Here is a 16,382-nt window from a genome sequence, read left to right as displayed (position 1 = left end):
CCGGAGGGTGCCGTCATCGCGCGGTGGTCTCCCATATGAAGCCGTCCAGGTCGGTGAAGGCCGGGAGGTCGCTGCCGATGGCGATCCCGTGGGCGCCGGTTCCGGCCTCCGCGACTCCGGCGTCCTTGGCGAGGGCGCGACGCCCGTACAGCGCCAGTTTGACGGTGCCTGGTTCGGTGGCGAACTCGACGTACTTGCGTCCGTAGCTCTTCGCTACCTTCAGCCCCCGGTCGACGTAGAACTGCTTGCTCGCCTTGACGTCGTCGACGCCGAGCAGCAGGACGATGTCGTCGAACCGTCGTTCGGCGGGCCCGGTGTTCTTCTTCGACGACGTCGCGACCTTCCAGATCGCCCCGTCGGGGGCCTGTACGACGCCGCCGTACCCCCACAGGCTCTTCTTCACCGGTTTCAGAACGGTGGCGCCGCCGCCGAGTGCGGCCTCGACGAACGCGTCCACGATGTTCGGCTGGGACACCACGAGCGAGAGGGTGTAGCCGCGGAACCCGGTGCCGGGCGTCGGCGCCTCGGCGACGGACACGTGGGCGTCGACCCCGAGTTGGTTGTAGAAGGACTTCGCGGCCGACGTGTCCGGTACGTCGAGGGTGACGGATCTGATGGTGACCATGTCAGCGCACCTCGTTGATGCGGAGCAGGTTGCCTGCGGGGTCGCGGACGGCGAAGTCGCGGATGCCGTAGGGCTGCTCGATCGGTTCCTGGACGATTTCGGCGCCGCCGGCCGCGAGCTTCTCGAAGGTGCCGTCGAGGTCGGGGGTGGCGAGCGTGAGGATCGCGTAGGTGCCCTTCGCCATCATCTCGGTGATGGTGCGGCGCTCGTCGTCGGTGATGCCGGGGTCGGCGGCCGGCGGATGCAGTACCAGCGAGGTGTCGGGCTGGTCGGGGTGGCCGACGGTGATCCAGTACATGTCGTTGTATCCCACTTCCTTCCGGACCTCGAACCCGAGGAGGTCGCGGTAGAAGGCGAGGGCCGCGTCGCGGTCGGTGTGCGGGAGGAAGGCGGAGTGAATGGTGATGTTCATGACGATCACGCTAGGCGGGGCGTGAGGTCTGCGCTTCTCGATTCCTGATCGGTCTGGTGACGTGCTTGGCCACGCACGACGGCATCTCCTCGTCGGCGCGCACCTGGTCGCGATACGCGCTGGGCGAGATGCCGACGAGTTCGGTGAAGCGGGTGCTGAAGGTGCCCAGGGACGAGCATCCGACCTCGAAGCACACCTCGGTGACGCTCAGGTCGCCGCGGCGCAGCAGTGCCATCGCGCGTTCGATGCGGCGGGTCATCAGGTAGGCGTACGGCGGTTCGCCGTATGCGCGTTTGAACTGGCGGCTGAGGTGCCCGGCGGACATGTTGACGCCGCGCGCCAGCGCCTCGACGTCCAGCGGTTGCGCGTACTCCCGGTCGATCCGATCCCGGACACGGCGTAGCTGCGCGAGGTCGCGCAGTTGTTGTTCTGCGACGGGTCTGCTGGCCACGTGCGTGATGCTGCCACGTCGGGTCGCGGCTTGCCCAGGGCTCCGCACATCCGGCCGGGCGCGGGTTCGCGTGGGAGAATGACGCCGTGTCCGCCGTCGGTGCACGACCCGATCCCGGGTGCGACCTGTGTTCGCTCACGGCGTCGGACGGGGACAGCGGGGCGTGGCTGCTGACGTATCTCGGGTTCGATCCCCTCGTGGAGGGCCGGCGCGAGGCGCTGCTCACGCTCGCGAACGGTTACCAGGGCGTCCGGGGTGCGCTGTCGGAGTCCCACGCCGACGGGGTGCACTACCCCGGCGCGTACGTCGCCGGCTGCTACAACCGTCTCGACTCGATGATCGACGACGTCCGGCACGAGGACGAGAGCATCGTCAATCTGCCGAACTGGGTGGGCGTGACGTTCCGGATCGACGACGGGGCGTGGTTCTCCCCCGGTGGCGGCGACGCCGTCGCTCACCACCATGTGGGTCTGGACGTCCGGGGCGGCCTGTTGCTGCGGGAGACGGTGCTGGTCGACGCGGCGGGACGCCGGACGCGGTTGCGGCAGCGTCGCCTGGTGTCGATGGCGGACCCGCATCTCGGGGTGGTCGACACGCTGCTGCGGCCGGAGAACTGGTCCGGCCGGCTGACCATCCGGTCGACGCTGGACGGGACCGTCCGGAACACGAACGTCCCGGATCTGGCCCGGTTCGCGGATCGGCATCTGACCGAGGTGACGACGGGGCCGTCGGGCACGGATGTGGTGTGGCTGCATGCGGAGACCAGCCAGTCCCGTCTCCGCATCGCGCAGGCGGCCCGCACGCGGGTGCGGGTGGACGGGATGTTCGTGGAGGTCGACCGGCGCCGCTGTTTCGAAGCGGACGCCGTTGCCGACGAGATCTCCCTGACCGTCGAGGCGGGCCGGAGTATCGAGATCGAGAAGACGGTCGCGATGTTCACCTCGCACGATCGGGCGATCTCGGAGCCGGGGCTGGCGGCGCGGGAGGCCGCGCAGGGTGCGTGCGCGTTCGAGCGCATCCTGGCCGATCACGTGGCGGCCTGGGCGTCGCTGTGGCGGCGGTTCGAGGTGGCCGTCGACGCCGATGTGCGTACCCGGCTGGCGGCGAACGTGCAGATTTTCCATGTGCTGCAGACGCTTTCGCCGCACACCGCGGATCTCGACGTCGGGGTGCCGGCCCGAGGACTGCACGGTGAGGGATATCGCGGGCACATCTTCTGGGACGAGATCTTCGTGTTCGGGTTCCTGAATCTTCGGTTGCCCGAGCTGACCCGGGCGCTGCTGCTGTACCGGTTCCGGCGACTGCCGCAGGCCCGGAGGTTGGCCCAGGCTCAGGGCTTGCGGGGAGCGTTGTTCCCGTGGCAGAGCGGGAGCGACGGCCGGGAGGAGACACCGCGACTGTTCTTCAACCCTCGTTCCGGCCGCTGGATGGCGGACCATTCGCGGCGGCAGTACCACGTGGGGCTCGCGGTCGCCTACAACGTGTGGCACTACTGGGAGGCGTCCGCGGACCTGGGCTTCCTCGCGAGTTTCGGCGCCGAGATGCTGGTGGAGAACGCGCGGCTGTGGGCGAGTCTGGCGGTGTACGACCCCACCGACGATCGGTTCGACATCCGCGGGGTGATGGGTCCGGACGAGTTCCACGACGGCTATCCGGATCGGCCGGGCGGCGGCATCGACAACAGCGCGTACGTCAACGTCATGACGTCGTGGGCCCTGGCCCGGGCGCTCGACGCCTACCGGATCCTCGGTGAGAACGAGGCTGCCGGCGTGTGGGAGCGGCTGTGTGTGACGGCCGAGGAGATCGAGCACTGGGACTATCTGCGACGGCGGCTGCGGTTGTGTTTCCTCGACAACGGGTTACCGGCCCAGTTCGAGGGGTACGAGTCGCTGCGCGAACTGGACTGGGCGGGCTACCGGGCCCGGTACGGGAACATCGGCCGGCTGGATCTGATCCTCGAGGCCGAGGGCGACACCTGTCGGCGGTACCGCGCTTCCAAGCAGGCGGACGTGTTGATGCTGCTGTACCTGTTCTCGGCCGAGGAACTGGCGGCGCTGGTGCGCGACATGGGCTATCGGTTCGATCCGGGGTCGATCCCGGCCACCGTCGAGTTCTATCTGGCGCGGACGTCGCACGGGTCGACGCTCAGCCGGGTGACGCACGCGTGGGTGCTGGTTCGGGGTGATCGGCGCGGGTCGTGGCAGATGCTCGGTGAGGCACTCGAATCGGATCTGTCCGACACGCAGGGCGGCACGACCCGAGAGGGCATCCATCTGGGCGCGATGGCGGGCAGCATCGACATCCTGCAGCGCTGCTATTCGGGTTTCGAGATCCGTGGCGGAGTTCTGCGGCTGCATCCGCAACTGCCCGACGAGCTGCGAACCCTTGAGTTCGACATCCGCTATCGCGGGCACTGGATCGACGTGCGGTGCGACCACGCGTCGGTGACGGTTTCGACGCGCCGCAGTCAGGCTGCGCCGATCCGACTCGACATCGACGGCACCGAACACGTCCTCGCGTCGGGCACCCGGGTGCGGGTGCCGCGCGGACCGGACGGAAGGTCCCGCACCGACGCCGTCGTCGATGGCACGCTGGAGCCCACACCGGACGCGTGAGGAGGTTCGATGGAGATCGATCCGGAGACGGACTTCGCCGAGGGTGCGGTGGTGGCCGCGGTAGACGGGTCGCCGTCGTCGTTCGATGCGCTGCGGTGGGCGGCGCAATTGGCTCGGCGCCGAACCGCTCCCCTGCACGTCGTGCACGTGCTCCCCAGCCCAGGGGTGTATCTGAGTGAAGCGGCAGTGCTGATCCAGGCGCAGTTCACCGAGAAACTCGAATCGGACTCGGAGGGCATGCTGCGTCGCGCCCGTGAGGTGGTGAGCGCCGAGTTCGCCGACGTCGATTCGACGTTCGCGCAGTATCCGGGCCCACCGGCCGCGACGCTTCTCGATCTGAGCGCGCGCGCCGGTCTGCTGGTCCTGGGGGCGACGGGAGCGGGCACGGTGGGCGCGATGCTGGTGGGTTCGACGGGCCAGCGCGTAGCCAATCACGCCCGGTGCCCGGTGTTGGTGTGCCGGGGCGGGGCGCCGGCGGCAACCGACGACCGTCCGATCGTCGTCGGTGTGGACGGCAGCGAGTTGAGCATCCGCGCGGTGGGCGTGGCGTACGAGTACGCGGCGGTGCTGGGTGCGCGGCTGGTGGCCGTACACGCGTGGGGTCCGGCGCGGACGGTCCAGCGGTACGGGGCTTTTCGGCTCGTCGACTGGTCGGCTGTCGAGGCAGAGGAACGCGCGCTCGTGGCGGAGAGTCTGTCCGGCCACTCGGCGGCGTGGCCGGACGTCCCGGTGGAGACGGTCCTCGAGCAGAACAGTGCGGGGCGAACGCTGCTCGAGTACGCCGGTCGCGCGCGATTCGTGGTGGTGGGCAGCCGGGGCCGGAGCCGGATCACCGGGGCGCTGCTCGGTTCGACCAGTCAGAATCTGTTACACCACGCGCCGTGCCCGGTGATGATCTGTCGCGGCGAGCGGAGCAGCTCCGACGGTGTGAGCGACGGCGAAGTCTGGACCGGCGACTCAGTGTGAGCGCACCACCATCAACGGGATGGTGACGGTGCGCAGCAGTGCCGCGCTGGTGGATCCGAGGGTCATGCCGTGGAAACCGCCGCGGCCGCGACTGCCGACGACGATCAGTCTCGCACCGGCGCCGCGCGTCAGCAGGTTCCGCGCCGGACGGTCTTGCACGATCACCTGTTTGACGCGCACCTCCGGATACTTGTCCCGCCACGGTGCCAACCGCTCGGTGAGCCGGCTCTGTTCGGTGGCGGCGATGTCGGACCAGGAGCCGGCGAGCGTTCCCTCGGGGACCGCACGATCGGACCATGCGTGCAGGGCCACCAGCTCGGCTCCGTGCAGCGCCGCTTCGGTGAACGCGGCTTCGACCGCGGGTTCGCTGGTCTCGGTGCCGTCCACCCCGACGACGACCGGGCCGTCGAAGTCCGGCTCGCCCGGCCGCGGCCACCCCGCCACGACGACGACAGGGCAGGCGGCGTGGTGGACGATCGCGGAGGTGACCGACCCGATCAGTCCGCCGGTGAACTCCCCCAGGCCACGGGTACCGAGCACGATCATGCGGGCGGTGCCCTCGTGGTTCATCAAGGCGTGGACGGGGGTGAGCGTCACCATCTCCGTCGACGTCGCGGTCTGCCCGACGGCCGCGGCCAGACTCACGGCCTCCGCGAGCGCGTGTTCGCCACCGATGCGCAGGTCGTCGGTGAACGGCGACGACATCCCGATGCCGCCGGTGGTGACGCTCGTGACCAGCAGCAGCGGATCACCACGCACGGACGCCTCGGACGCGGCCCAGCGCACCGCGTCACGGGCACTCGCGGAGCCGTCGACGCCGACGACGATCGGTGCAGTTCCCATGCGGACCCCCTCGACGAAGACTTTTCGGTCGACTCCTCCTAGGAAACACCCGGGACGAGGTCCCCACAGCGGTTTCCGGCATCGCGCGGCGGGTCATGCCCATCGGTGCCGGAATCGACCGATAGTTCCTTTCCCGATTCCGTGACGCCCTCGACGGACTGTTGCGCCGCGCGGATCTTGCCGCGACACGCCGGTGGGACCACACTCGATGCATGGGCACCCGAACGGCTCCCGAGCCGATCCGGGCGGCGGTTTCCGTCGCCTGTCGGGCTCCGTCGGTGCACAACAGCCAGCCGTGGTCGTGGGTGTTCAGTTGCGGGAGCCTGGAACTGCATGCCGACCGGATGCGGGCGCTGCCGGTCGTCGATCCGTTGGCTCGGCAGATGGTGATCAGTTGCGGCACGGCTCTGCATCATCTCGAGGTCGCGGTCGCCGAGCACGGGCTCGGCGTGGTGATCGATCGGCTGCCCGATCCGGGGAATCCGATGTTGCTGGCATCCGTCGGGTTCGTCTCGGGCACCGATTCGGTGCGCACCCGGTCGCTACGGCAAGCGATCCCGGGCCGGTGGACGGACCGCCGGGCGTTCGGTCCGCCCACTCCGGATGCACTCGCGGGCCTCGCTGATGTGCTCGGTCGCCACGACGTCGCGATCACGTTCCTCGGGGCGGACGGTCCGTCCCGGCTGGCCGAAGCCACCCGAAGCGGTGCCGACGTGCGCCGTCACGACGCCGCGTACCGGGCCGAGTTGTTCTGGTGGACAGGGCATTCCTGTGACGAGACGGGAGTCCCCGCGAGTGTGTTGCCGGACGGTGGCACGGTGCCGGTCGGCCGGGAGTTCCCGCGGGGAGCCCTGGAGCCGCCCGGGACGGCGGATCGCGCTGCGCTGGCGGTCCTGAGCACCGACACCGACACCCGGCTGGACTGGCTGCGATGCGGCGAGGCGCTGTCGGAGTTGCTGCTCGAGGCGACGGCCCGGGGACTGGCGACGTGCCCGCTCACCCACGTCACGGAGATAGCGACCAGCCGGGAGATGGTGCGCGAGGCTGCGACGGCGTCCGGAGCTCGCGGTAGGTTCCCGCAGGTCGTGGTGCGGTTGGGGACGCCGTCGGCCGACGAGTACGAGGTGCCGCGGACGGGTCGGCGCCGGGTCGACGACGTGTGGCGGGACGCCGGAATCTAGCCCGGGGCGCGGTCCCATTCCGCCGCGGCGACGGAGAGCGACGCATCGAGCGGTCCGGAGGTGTCGACCCGTGTGGCGGCGGGCCAGGAGTCGGCGTCGTGGGCCATCGCGACCGCCACCGCGGGCGTCGCCTCGGAGTCGTGGTCCCGGCGGGAAGCGGCCCGCTCCCGCAGCCGGTGCTCGGTCAGCTCGGCGGGCGCTGTGCACTGGAGTTGCACCAGGTCGGCACACACCGCCACGGCCGTCTCGGCGGCGCGCAGTCGGTGTTCCCGATGGGTCCAGGACGCGTCGAGGACCACGGAGCGGCCCCCGGCGAGCAACTCTCGGGCCCGGTCGAGCATCGAGTCGTAGACGCGGCCGGTGGAGTCGGGCGAGTACCGGCCGCTGCGGTAGCCGGGATCGGGCGTCGCGGTGCGGTCGGCGGCGAACAAGTGGCGTCGGACGTGGTCGCTCGAGATCAGTTCCGCGCCGACGGTCTCGGCCAGTCGCGCCGCGACGGTGGACTTGCCCGTGGCCGGCAAACCGCCGACGAGGACCAGGCGGCAGCGCGCGCGATCGAGGTGCTGTTCGGCGAGCGCGGTGTGGCGCGCCGCGTCGTCCGCGGACGCCGCACGGCCCTGCAGATGCCGGACGCAGTCGACCTTGGCGCGCATGAACGCGCGGTAGGCGATGTAGTGGTGCACGAGCGAGTCGGGAGCGGTCTCGGTGAGGGCGTCGCGGTAGCGGAGCACCAGTCGCCGGGCGAGGTCGGGCCTGCCCTGGAACTCGAGATCCATAGCCAGGCAGGCGATGTCGTCGATCCGGTCGAGGTAGCGGAGTCGGGCGTCGAACTCGAGGCAGTCGAGGATGCGGGGGCCGTCCTCGAGGCAGAAGATGTCGTCGCTGAGCAGGTCGGCGTGACCGTCGACGATGCAGCCGTCGGCGATCCGCTGCGCGAAGAGCGGGCCGCGTCCGTCGAGGTAGCGGTCGACGGTCCGCTCGATCGCGGCCAGGCGGTCCTCGGCGATGACGGCGCGGGGCAGCTCTCGGGTCTCGCGGATGTTGTCGTGCCAGCGCCGACGTACCGCGTCGGCGGTCCCCTCCCGGTCGATCCGGGGTCCGCGGGCCGCGCGGCGGTGGAAGTCGGCGACGATCCGGGCGATCGCATCGACCGCGGACGGGCATTGGGTCGACGACGCGCGGGCCAGGGTCGACAGCCGCGCTGATTCCGGCATCCGCCGCATCACGACCGTCGGTTCCCCGTCGCCGCCCTCCGGGTCGCCGAGCTCCCCCACCCCGAGATACACGTCGGGCGCCAGGCGGCGGTTGAGCTCGACCTCGTTCCGGCACGCCGCGAGGCGCGCCTCACGGCTGCGGAAGTCGAGGAACTCCGTACGGATCGGCTTCTTGATCTTGTAGACGCGGTCGCCGAGGAGGATCACCACTCCGGAGTGGGTCTCGTGCAGCCCGGCGAACGGCTGGTCCGGTTGTGCGGTCAACGACGCTGCGGACTCAGTCGGCTTCGCCGTGCTCGTCGTAGTGGCCCTCGTGCTCGGCATGGCGGTGCCCGTCGTGCAGGTAGTCGACATGGTCGCCGTGCTGGACCGTCTCGTGTCCACAGTCCTTGCCGTGGACGTGGGGATGATCGGCCGGATCGTGCGGGTGATGCTCGGGGGTCGTCATGATTCTTCCCTCCGGTCGGTTCCGGGCTGACATCTCCCACGGTAGTGCGGTTCGGGAAGCGCGGGCGCATTTCCGGGCGCGCGTGCCGGGACGGTCGGGTTCAGCGGAACCGTTCGGCGTCGCGAGCCATCGCGACCAGGCGCTCGGTGAGCGCGGACAGCTCACGCCCCTCGGCGCCCTCCGCGACGGCGGTGGCGACGTCCTCGGCGGCGCAGCGCAGCTCGAACAGCCGGTCGGACAGCGCGGAGGCCTCCTCCACACTGAGCACCACGGCGTCGGCGGGAATCGACGTGCCCTTGACCGCGTTGCGCTGCTCGTACGCGCGCTGGCGGCAGGACTGGCGGCAGTAGCGGCGGCGCCGTCCGATGCCGGCCGGGGCGACCTCCCGACCGCACCACACACACGATTCGGGTCTCCGGGACGCTGCGGCCATGAACGCACACCTTACTGCGGGTCGCGGGACGGCTGCCCGGTAAGATGGTGCGGCCGCATCCACGGAGTCTCGGGAACGATCCGGGAGTCCGGGACGTTGTAGATGGTTGTGAACGCTCGGTGCGCCCCCCGGCGAACTGGCGCGGCGGAAGAACGAAGAGAGGACACACCATGGCAGATCGCGTACTTCGAGGTAGTCGACTCGGAGCGGTGAGCTACGAGACCGATCGTGACCACGACCTGGCGCCCCGCCGCATCGCACGCTACCGGTGCGACAACGGCGAGGAGTTCGACGTCCCCTTCGCCGACGAGGCCGAGATCCCCGGCACGTGGCTGTGCAAGAACGGTCTCGAGGGCACTCTGGTCGAGGGCGCTGCGCCCGAGGTCAAGAAGGTCAAGCCCCCGCGTACGCACTGGGACATGCTGCTCGAGCGTCGTTCCGTCGAGGAGCTCGAGGACCTTCTGAAGGAGCGGCTGGACCTGCTCAAGGCCAAGCGCCGCGGAGCGTAGTCGGCTCCCTCTCCACCCTGATCGTCTCGGCGCCGCCACTACCTGTCGTGGCGGCGCCGTCGCGTGTCAGCAGGTGCTCGGCGCCGGTTCGCCGCGGAAGCGGGCGTCGAGGTAGTCCAGCGCCCGCGGCGCGCCGAGGACCGCGGTGGTGAGGTGGTCCGGGCTCGGGAACAGTTCCGACTCGACCCGCGCCCCGGCCCGGCAGTACCGCTGCAGCGTGGCGTCGATCGAGTCGACCGGGATGAGGGCGTCCGTCGGACTGTGCCATTCGAACAGCGGCGCGGTCGGCACTCCCGGATAGTCCTCGATGCTGTTGTCGGACAGCACATCCTGGGCCGTCGGGCTGGACAGCAGATCGGTGGTAGTGGCGATCTCCGACGCGCTGTGCCCGGCACCGGTGAGCAGGATGCCGTTGGTGCAGGCGTCCGCGACCGCGTCCCGCATGGCGAGTCCCTGCGCGTTCAACTGCTCGCTCACCGGCAGGCGGTCCGGGTACTCGCGTTCGAGGCCGAGGGCCGCGGCGAGCGCGAGACCGAATGCGGGGTGCGGCGCCGTCCCGAGTCCTCGTGCCATCTTGCCGAGATTCATCGGCACCCCGCCCGCCGCGGCACCGACGATGTCCAGTTCCGGGGCGTACGACGGAGCGAGCGCCGCCGCGAACGCCGTGGCCATTCCGCCGCCGGAGTACCCGGCCATGCCGACCGGGCTCGTCGCCAGCCCCAGTTCCGGGACGCGTTGCGCGGCCCGGATGCCGTCGAGGGTGATCTGACCGCCGAGCCTGGCCGCGCCGTACGCACTGGACGGGCCGAGGTGATCGGGCAGGGCGACCGTCCACCCGCGGGCGAGGGCGATGTTGAGCGCCGGCGCCTCCCGGATCGTGAGGTCGGGGTCGGCGGTGTAGAGCGTCCGGGACGGGGCGCAGTGGGTGCCGAGCGCGTTGATGATGTGCTGGTAGGACAGCAGCGGACCGGACGGTGGACGCACGTCGGGGACGAGGATCGTGGTCACCGCGGCGATCGGGCGACCCTCCGAGCCCGTCGACCGGAACTGGACCTGCCAGACCGTGGTGCCCGGGAACTGCGGGAGAGCCGGCATGCGGCGTGCCGCCAGCACGTCTCCGGGCGCGTGGTCGCCGACGTCGGTCGGTTGGCCGTAGAAGGGGTCGGGATCGGCCGCCACCGGGGCGGGTGCGGCGGTGACCGGCGCAGCTGCCGTGACGAGCACCCCGATCGCGATTGCGGCTGCCGCCGCCACGCGACCGGCGGGTCCGACGCGTCGCGGCGGCAGGAGTGGAGTTGACGACATCGAAGATCCCCCTCGAAAAGCACGGCACCACAAATGGTTCATGTCCGCCGAAACCACGCTTTTCAGATCGCCCCGAGAATCCGATGACGGGTGCGATTCGGCCGAACGGCGACCCAGCATATGCGACGTCGGTGTGCGGTCGCGGGGGTTCGGGTGAACCACGCTGAGGCGCCCACTGATTCGTTGGCGGATACCTTGCGATCGCGTGCGCTGCAATCGAATCCGGACACATCACGAGGTTCGTGACCGCATCGAAACCGAACCGTTCGCGGGCCCGGTTCGGGCTCCTCGGAATATCGGCGAAGATTCGCCACGCCCCAGCCCCCGTGCAATCATGAAGAGAACGCACGCAGCTAGCGGATCCGGCTGACGCGATGGCTCGCAGAACTACCGCGAAGGTCCAGTAGACGTAAGGCGAGGTGGCGTATGGACGACACCAGCGGCCCGATCACGGCCGACACCTCAGAAGAATCCACGGGAACCTTTCCGGTCGACGAGCCGGAGCTCGTTCGGCTTCGCGCCGAACTCGACGAGATCGACCGTCGGTTCCTCGAGGACGTCCGTGCACGGATCGACGTGTGCGTCCGGATCGCGGAGGTCAAGCGCCATCGGAGCATCCCGATGATGCAGCCCCAGCGGGTGAATCTGGTGCAGGACCGGGCGGAGGAGTTCGCTCGCTCCCACGGACTGTCACCGGGCTTTCTGCGCAGGCTGTACGAGGTGATGATCGGCGAGACCTGCCGGGTCGAGGACCTGGTCATCGGGACGGCCGACGACACGAATCGCGCGACGGGCTGATGGCGTCATGGGCACCCGCACGCTCCTGATCGACAACTACGACTCGTTCACCTACAACCTCTACAGCCTGCTGTCCGAGGTCAACGGGGAACCGCCGGTCGTGGTGCACAACGACGCCGACTGGGCGTCGGTGCCGCTCGTCGACTTCGACAACATCGTCATCTCGCCCGGCCCGGGCCGGCCGGACCGCAAACGGGACTTCGGGATCAGCGCGCGGGCGATCGCGAACCGCGAGATCCCGGTGCTCGGGGTGTGCCTGGGGCACCAGGGCTTGTGTCACCTGTTCGGTGGCAGCGTCGGTCTGGCGCCGGTACCGATGCACGGCAGGATCTCGTCGATCCGGCATACCGGGACCGGCATCTTCCAAGGTATTCCGTCGCCCTTCCCGGCGGTGCGCTACCACTCGCTCATCGTCGATTCCATGCCTCCGGAGTTGGAGGAGCAGGCGTGGACAGAGGACGGGCTGGTCATGGCCGCCGCGCACCGGACGCACCCGTTGTGGGGGGTGCAGTTCCACCCCGAGTCGATCTGCACCCGGTACGGACGGGAACTGCTCGGCAACTTCCGGGATCTGACCCCGTCGCGATCCGGGCGTCGGCCGACCCGACCGGCGACACCTGCCGCGGCGGCCACGCCGTCGGAGGCCGCCGGGCCGCAGCCGCGCTATCACGTGTCGAGCACCCGGATCGACCGGGCGGTCGATCCGCACGCGGTGTACGGGAGCCTGTTCGCGGACGGACCGAACAGCTTCTGGCTCGACGGCAGCGCCGCGCTGGAGCCCGAGTCGCAGTTCTCGGTGATGGGCGACTGTTCGGGACCGCTCGCCGAGTACATCACCTACCGGGTCGCCGAGACCACGGTGCGTGTGCAGCGGCAGGGCCGGCCGGACGAGCTGTTGCATCGGCGGTTCTTCGACTACATCGACGAGCAGCTCCGCATCCGCGCGGTGCCGCCGAACCCGGAGTTGCCGTTCGCCTTCGGGCTCGGCTACGTCGGCTACCTCGGGTACGAACTCAAGGCTGACGCCGGCAGCCAGCTGGTCCACACCTCCCCGACTGCGGACGCTGCGTTCGTGTTCGCGGACCGCGCGGTGGTGATCGACCACGTCGGTGGCGCCTGCCACCTGCTCGCGTTGAGTGAGGAGCCGGACGATCCCGGAGTCGCGAAATGGTTCGCGGACACCGAGACCCGCATCCGGCAGTTGGACGAGGCCGTTGAGCCGCCGCCGCCGCACCCACTGGTGAAGCTCGAGGACGACACCAAACCCCATCTGCGACATGGCCGCGCCGAGTACCTGGCACTGGTCGGCCAGTGCCTCGACGAGATCCGTTCCGGCGAGTCGTACGAGGTGTGCCTGACCAATGCCGCGACCGTCGACCGGGTGATCGATCCACTGCAGAGCTACGAGACGCTCCGGGAGATCAGTCCCACCCCGTACAGTGCGCTGCTGCAGTTCTCGGGAGTATCGGTGCTGAGTGCCTCACCGGAGCGATTCCTGCGGATCGGCGCGGACCGGGTGGTCGACTCGAAACCGATCAAGGGCACCCGCCCCCGGCACGCGTCGCCGGAGCAGGACGCCGCGCTCCGCCAGGACCTGCTCGACAGCGAGAAGGACCGGGCCGAGAACCTGATGATCGTCGATCTGGTGCGCAACGACCTGTCGCGGGTGTGCGTCCCCGGTTCGGTACACGTCCCCAAGCTGTTCGACGTCGAGACGTACGCTCCCGTCCATCAACTGGTGTCGACGGTGCGTGGCACGCTCCGGGACGACGTGTCGTCCGTCGAATGCGTGCGGGCGGCGTTCCCGGGCGGGTCGATGACGGGTGCGCCGAAGCTGAGGACGATGGAGATCATCGACAAGCTCGAGGAGGGGCCTCGCGGCGTGTACTCGGGGGCGATCGGTTACTTCTCGATCAACGGGACTGCCGACTTCTCCATCGTGATCCGCACGATGGTGGCGACCGCCGATCGGGTGACTTTCGGTGTGGGCGGGGCGATCGTCGCGCTGTCGGACCCCGAAGAGGAACTCGAGGAGACGATGGTCAAGGCGGTCACGATGCGGCGTTGCCTGTCGGTGACCTCCGCGGACGACGCCGAAGGCGAGCCGGACGACCCGACCGGGGACGGGGCGGGTGATCGATGACCACGCCCCCCGACACGACGACGTGCGCGCTGGTGATCGTCGGCGGGGCCGGTGCGGTGGGCGCCATGCTCGCGGAATCTGCTCGCGCCGAGGGCGACTCGGTGACCGTGGTGGACCCGGCGGCAGCGCCCATCCCGGGCGTCGACGGTGTGTGCGGTGACGTCACCGACCCCGACCCGCAGGTGCGGGCGCTGCTCGCCGAGGCGGATGTGGTGATCCTCGCGGTCCCGGAGGCGGTCGCGGTGGCGGCGGTCCCCGTCGTCGACGGAGCGATGAAACCCGGCGCGGTACTGGTGGAGACGCTGTCGGTGAAGTCCGAGATCCATCGCGTGCTGCGGGACCGCGCGTCGACCCGGCCCGCCGTGGGGATCAACCCGCTGTTCGCGCCGGGCCTCGGGATGGCCGGGCGCGCCGTCGCGGCGGTGATCCACCACGACTCCCCCGCCGTCGGACGATTCCTCGGTGCCGTGACCGGTTGGGGCGCACGGGTGGTCGCGATGAGCGCGGACGAGCACGATCGGACCGCCGCGGCGACGCAGGCGCTCACCCACGCCGCGATCCTCGCGTTCGGGCTGGCGCTCGGTGATCTCGGCATCGACGCGGACACCCTCGTCGATGCCGCGACCCCGCCGCACACGACGCTGCTGGCGCTGCTCGGGCGGGTCGCCGCGGGGCAGGCCGAGGTCTATCACGACATCCAGGCCGGCAACCCGCAGGCCGCGGCGGCCCGCGCTGCCCTCGCCGCCGCGCTGCGGCGGCTGTCCGAGGCCGTCGAACACGGCGGTCCACGCGAATTCGGGGACGTGATGGCGGCGGCGCGCGCACCGCTCGGTGACCACCTCGACCGGTACCGGGCCCTGTGTGCGGACCTGTTCACGGGGCCCCTCGCACCGGAACGACGATCGGGAGGAGGAACGCCTTGACCGACAACGCATTCGGAGACGAGGCCGCGGTGCACGAGGAGTTGCTGCGGTTGCCGTCGCTACCGCCGTTCGATCCGGCCGATCCCGTGGAGAGCGCGATCATCAGCAGCCTCGCCGGCAGTTGGCCGCGCCGCGCCGTGGTCAAGCGTCCCGAGCCCGACCTCGACGACCTGTTCGACGCGGAGAAGGCGGACTATCCCGAGTCGCTGATTCCGTTCCGCGACCACGACGTCTTCACCCGGCTCGACGAACCGGTACGGCGTCGGATCCTGGCGTGGGCGTGGATCGCCTACAACAAGAACGTGATGGACGTCGAACAGTACGTGGTCAACCCGGGCTTCCGACTGTTGTCACAGGACGCGTTCGGTACCGGGCTGGGCGACACGCTCACCGTCGCGACGATGCAGGCCATGGTCGACGAGCAGTACCACACGCTCATGCACCTGAACGCGAGCGCGCTGACCCGGCGTCGACGGGGGTGGGACCTGCCCGAGCGCCGGCTCCCCTACGGGCCCACGGTCCGCCGCCATCAGCAGGCCGTGGACGCGGCCGAGACGCCGCGCGAGTCGGCACTGGTGTCGCTCGCGTTCACGACCGTGGCCGAGACCTCGATCAGTTCGTACCTGGGACTGATGACCGACGACGAGGACCTGCAGCCGGTGAACCGGGCCACGGTGGTGCTGCACCGTCGGGACGAGTACTGCCACTCGTCGATCGCCGGCGAACTCCTGAAGATCGTGTTCGAGCGTCTGGACGGAGACGACCGGCGACTCCTGCTCGCCGGCCTCGCGGACGGGCTCGAGGCGTTCCGGTCCAACGACTTCTCCACCTGGTCGGCGGTGCTGGACCACGAACAGGTGCGCGGCGCGCACCGGATCGTGGCCGACGCCGCCCACGACTCCGGTCGACGGAACCTGGTGCAGGACTGCACCGCGATCCGGCGGCTGTGCGACGACCTCGGGGTCACCGAGGAGGTCCCCTACGAGTGGTCGTGAAACCGCTCGCCGGGGACCCGGCCCGATGTCACGGTGTGGCGTTGAGCCATTCGTAGAACGCCGGCTGGACGTTCGGGTTGGCCCCGGTGATGCCGTTGTAGGCGCCGATACCGGCACCGATGCCGGTGCCGAGGATGCAGCCGGCGATGAAGTTCGGGAAGATCGACACACAGCCGATCGCGAGCCCGACGCCGGCGCCGGTCGCCATCGCGGCGGGACCCCCGCGTTCCCACCCGATTCCGATCTCGCGTAGCAGATTGTCCTGTGCCGTCTGCTTGTCGACGACGGGTTGGACGAGGGGCGCGGAGACGTCGCCGGGGGCGGTTCCCGCGTACGCGGTGCCGGCTCCCGTTCCGAGCGCCGCAACGGCGAGAACGGATGCAGCAGCGGCCTTCGATGCCTTCGAAAGGTTCATGACGCTCTCCAAACGGTGTGGAAGATCGCAGTCCAGTCGTTCCGACGCTAGTCCTTGCACCCCGCCTTCGCAGTGGATCCGGGTGGACGGTCATCTATGCGAAGTT

17 protein-coding genes are annotated in these 16,382 nt (G+C 69.9%); 8 read left to right on the top strand and 9 right to left on the bottom strand.

Annotated elements, in window-relative coordinates:
- Positions 1–13: 13 nt before the first annotated feature.
- The 3 genes from A6I89_RS13545 to A6I89_RS13535 are packed head-to-tail and all read right to left on the bottom strand — an operon-like array spanning position 14 to position 1,488.
- Entirely contained in the window at positions 14–625 is a 612-nt protein-coding gene (locus A6I89_RS13545; protein ID WP_022596017.1) for a VOC family protein, read from the bottom strand.
- Between the two features lies 1 nt (position 626).
- Positions 627–1,037 carry a VOC family protein gene (locus tag A6I89_RS13540; protein WP_022596015.1) on the bottom strand — a complete coding sequence of 137 codons (411 nt, stop codon included), beginning with the start codon at positions 1,035–1,037 and terminating at the stop codon, positions 627–629.
- Positions 1,038–1,047: 10 nt separating this feature from the next.
- A complete protein-coding gene (locus A6I89_RS13535; protein WP_013416077.1) occupies positions 1,048–1,488 on the bottom strand; it encodes a helix-turn-helix transcriptional regulator in 441 nt (146 codons plus the stop codon).
- 86 nt (positions 1,489–1,574) lie between these two features.
- Here A6I89_RS13535 and A6I89_RS13530 point away from each other — a divergent pair, with 86 nt between their 5' ends.
- Together A6I89_RS13530 and A6I89_RS13525 are read left to right on the top strand one after the other, a co-directional pair.
- On the top strand, positions 1,575–4,103 hold the full coding sequence (locus A6I89_RS13530) for a glycoside hydrolase family 65 protein (protein ID WP_022596013.1): 2,529 nt from the start codon (positions 1,575–1,577) through the stop codon (positions 4,101–4,103).
- Between the two features lie 9 nt (positions 4,104–4,112).
- Positions 4,113–5,069 (top strand): universal stress protein, encoded by a 957-nt coding sequence (locus A6I89_RS13525; RefSeq protein ID WP_013416075.1) that lies wholly within the window; start codon positions 4,113–4,115, stop codon positions 5,067–5,069.
- Here A6I89_RS13525 and A6I89_RS13520 read toward each other — a convergent pair.
- Complete coding sequence (locus A6I89_RS13520) at positions 5,061–5,912, bottom strand: universal stress protein (protein ID WP_005513141.1); 852 nt, start codon at positions 5,910–5,912, stop codon at positions 5,061–5,063. The genes A6I89_RS13525 and A6I89_RS13520 overlap by 9 nt on opposite strands.
- Positions 5,913–6,124: 212 nt before the next feature.
- Between A6I89_RS13520 and A6I89_RS13515 the strand changes: the two genes are divergently transcribed.
- Positions 6,125–7,093 (top strand): Acg family FMN-binding oxidoreductase, encoded by a 969-nt coding sequence (locus tag A6I89_RS13515; protein WP_022596011.1) that lies wholly within the window; start codon positions 6,125–6,127, stop codon positions 7,091–7,093.
- Here A6I89_RS13515 and A6I89_RS13510 read toward each other — a convergent pair.
- From A6I89_RS13510 to A6I89_RS13500, 3 genes are all read right to left on the bottom strand, one after another.
- Positions 7,090–8,571 (bottom strand): bifunctional aminoglycoside phosphotransferase/ATP-binding protein, encoded by a 1,482-nt coding sequence (locus tag A6I89_RS13510; RefSeq protein ID WP_022596009.1) that lies wholly within the window; start codon positions 8,569–8,571, stop codon positions 7,090–7,092. The two genes, A6I89_RS13515 and A6I89_RS13510, sit on opposite strands and share 4 nt — an antisense overlap.
- A gap of 13 nt (positions 8,572–8,584) precedes the next feature.
- Positions 8,585–8,755: a hypothetical protein gene (locus A6I89_RS13505; protein ID WP_005513144.1), complete on the bottom strand. Its 171-nt coding sequence runs from the start codon at positions 8,753–8,755 to the stop codon at positions 8,585–8,587.
- Between the two features lie 100 nt (positions 8,756–8,855).
- A complete protein-coding gene (locus A6I89_RS13500; protein WP_022596007.1) occupies positions 8,856–9,188 on the bottom strand; it encodes a hypothetical protein in 333 nt (110 codons plus the stop codon).
- 170 nt (positions 9,189–9,358) lie between these two features.
- Between A6I89_RS13500 and A6I89_RS13495 the strand changes: the two genes are divergently transcribed.
- Positions 9,359–9,697: an RNA polymerase-binding protein RbpA gene (locus tag A6I89_RS13495; RefSeq protein WP_005513150.1), complete on the top strand. Its 339-nt coding sequence runs from the start codon at positions 9,359–9,361 to the stop codon at positions 9,695–9,697.
- A gap of 66 nt (positions 9,698–9,763) precedes the next feature.
- Here A6I89_RS13495 and A6I89_RS13490 read toward each other — a convergent pair whose 3' ends face one another.
- Positions 9,764–11,002 (bottom strand): lipase family protein, encoded by a 1,239-nt coding sequence (locus A6I89_RS13490; protein ID WP_044990991.1) that lies wholly within the window; start codon positions 11,000–11,002, stop codon positions 9,764–9,766.
- A 426-nt stretch (positions 11,003–11,428) separates the two neighbouring features.
- Here A6I89_RS13490 and A6I89_RS13485 point away from each other — a divergent pair, with 426 nt between their 5' ends.
- From A6I89_RS13485 to A6I89_RS13470, 4 genes are read left to right on the top strand one after another with little or no spacing between them, the layout of a single operon-like run.
- On the top strand, positions 11,429–11,800 hold the full coding sequence (locus A6I89_RS13485) for a chorismate mutase family protein (RefSeq protein WP_022596002.1): 372 nt from the start codon (positions 11,429–11,431) through the stop codon (positions 11,798–11,800).
- A gap of 7 nt (positions 11,801–11,807) precedes the next feature.
- Positions 11,808–13,943 (top strand): aminodeoxychorismate synthase component I, encoded by a 2,136-nt coding sequence (gene pabB, locus A6I89_RS13480; protein WP_022596000.1) that lies wholly within the window; start codon positions 11,808–11,810, stop codon positions 13,941–13,943.
- On the top strand, positions 13,940–14,866 hold the full coding sequence (locus A6I89_RS13475; RefSeq protein WP_022595999.1) for an NAD-binding protein: 927 nt from the start codon (positions 13,940–13,942) through the stop codon (positions 14,864–14,866). The genes pabB and A6I89_RS13475 overlap by 4 nt, the downstream gene beginning before the upstream one ends.
- Positions 14,863–15,861, top strand: coding sequence for an AurF N-oxygenase family protein (locus A6I89_RS13470; protein ID WP_022595997.1), 999 nt, complete (start codon positions 14,863–14,865; stop codon positions 15,859–15,861). The genes A6I89_RS13475 and A6I89_RS13470 overlap by 4 nt, the downstream gene beginning before the upstream one ends.
- A gap of 28 nt (positions 15,862–15,889) precedes the next feature.
- On the opposite strand, the gene A6I89_RS13465 is transcribed toward A6I89_RS13470, so the two are convergent.
- Positions 15,890–16,276, bottom strand: a complete 387-nt coding sequence (locus A6I89_RS13465) for a hypothetical protein (RefSeq protein WP_022595995.1) — start codon at positions 16,274–16,276, stop codon at positions 15,890–15,892.
- Positions 16,277–16,382: the final 106 nt, after the last annotated feature.

The organism is Prescottella equi (genome assembly GCF_002094305.1).
GTDB classification, from domain to species: Bacteria; Actinomycetota; Actinomycetes; order Mycobacteriales; family Mycobacteriaceae; genus Prescottella; species Prescottella equi.
Note: the sequence above shows the minus strand (reverse complement) of the source record. Positions and strands in the feature narration are given on the sequence as shown.

Excerpts from the sequence above, each read along its gene's own strand:
- A6I89_RS13545 (WP_022596017.1), bottom strand. The coding sequence starts at position 625 with ATGGTCACCATCAGATCCGTCACCCTCGACGTACCGGACACGTCGGCC.
- A6I89_RS13540 (WP_022596015.1), bottom strand. The coding sequence starts at position 1,037 with ATGAACATCACCATTCACTCCGCCTTCCTCCCGCACACCGACCGCGAC.
- A6I89_RS13525 (WP_013416075.1), top strand. The coding sequence starts at position 4,113 with ATGGAGATCGATCCGGAGACGGACTTCGCCGAGGGTGCGGTGGTGGCC.
- A6I89_RS13520 (WP_005513141.1), bottom strand. The coding sequence starts at position 5,912 with ATGGGAACTGCACCGATCGTCGTCGGCGTCGACGGCTCCGCGAGTGCC.
- A6I89_RS13515 (WP_022596011.1), top strand. The coding sequence starts at position 6,125 with ATGGGCACCCGAACGGCTCCCGAGCCGATCCGGGCGGCGGTTTCCGTC.
- A6I89_RS13505 (WP_005513144.1), bottom strand. The coding sequence starts at position 8,755 with ATGACGACCCCCGAGCATCACCCGCACGATCCGGCCGATCATCCCCAC.
- A6I89_RS13500 (WP_022596007.1), bottom strand. The coding sequence starts at position 9,188 with ATGGCCGCAGCGTCCCGGAGACCCGAATCGTGTGTGTGGTGCGGTCGG.
- A6I89_RS13495 (WP_005513150.1), top strand. The coding sequence starts at position 9,359 with ATGGCAGATCGCGTACTTCGAGGTAGTCGACTCGGAGCGGTGAGCTAC.
- A6I89_RS13490 (WP_044990991.1), bottom strand. The coding sequence starts at position 11,002 with ATGTCGTCAACTCCACTCCTGCCGCCGCGACGCGTCGGACCCGCCGGT.
- A6I89_RS13485 (WP_022596002.1), top strand. The coding sequence starts at position 11,429 with ATGGACGACACCAGCGGCCCGATCACGGCCGACACCTCAGAAGAATCC.
- pabB (WP_022596000.1), top strand. The coding sequence starts at position 11,808 with ATGGGCACCCGCACGCTCCTGATCGACAACTACGACTCGTTCACCTAC.
- A6I89_RS13475 (WP_022595999.1), top strand. The coding sequence starts at position 13,940 with ATGACCACGCCCCCCGACACGACGACGTGCGCGCTGGTGATCGTCGGC.
- A6I89_RS13465 (WP_022595995.1), bottom strand. The coding sequence starts at position 16,276 with ATGAACCTTTCGAAGGCATCGAAGGCCGCTGCTGCATCCGTTCTCGCC.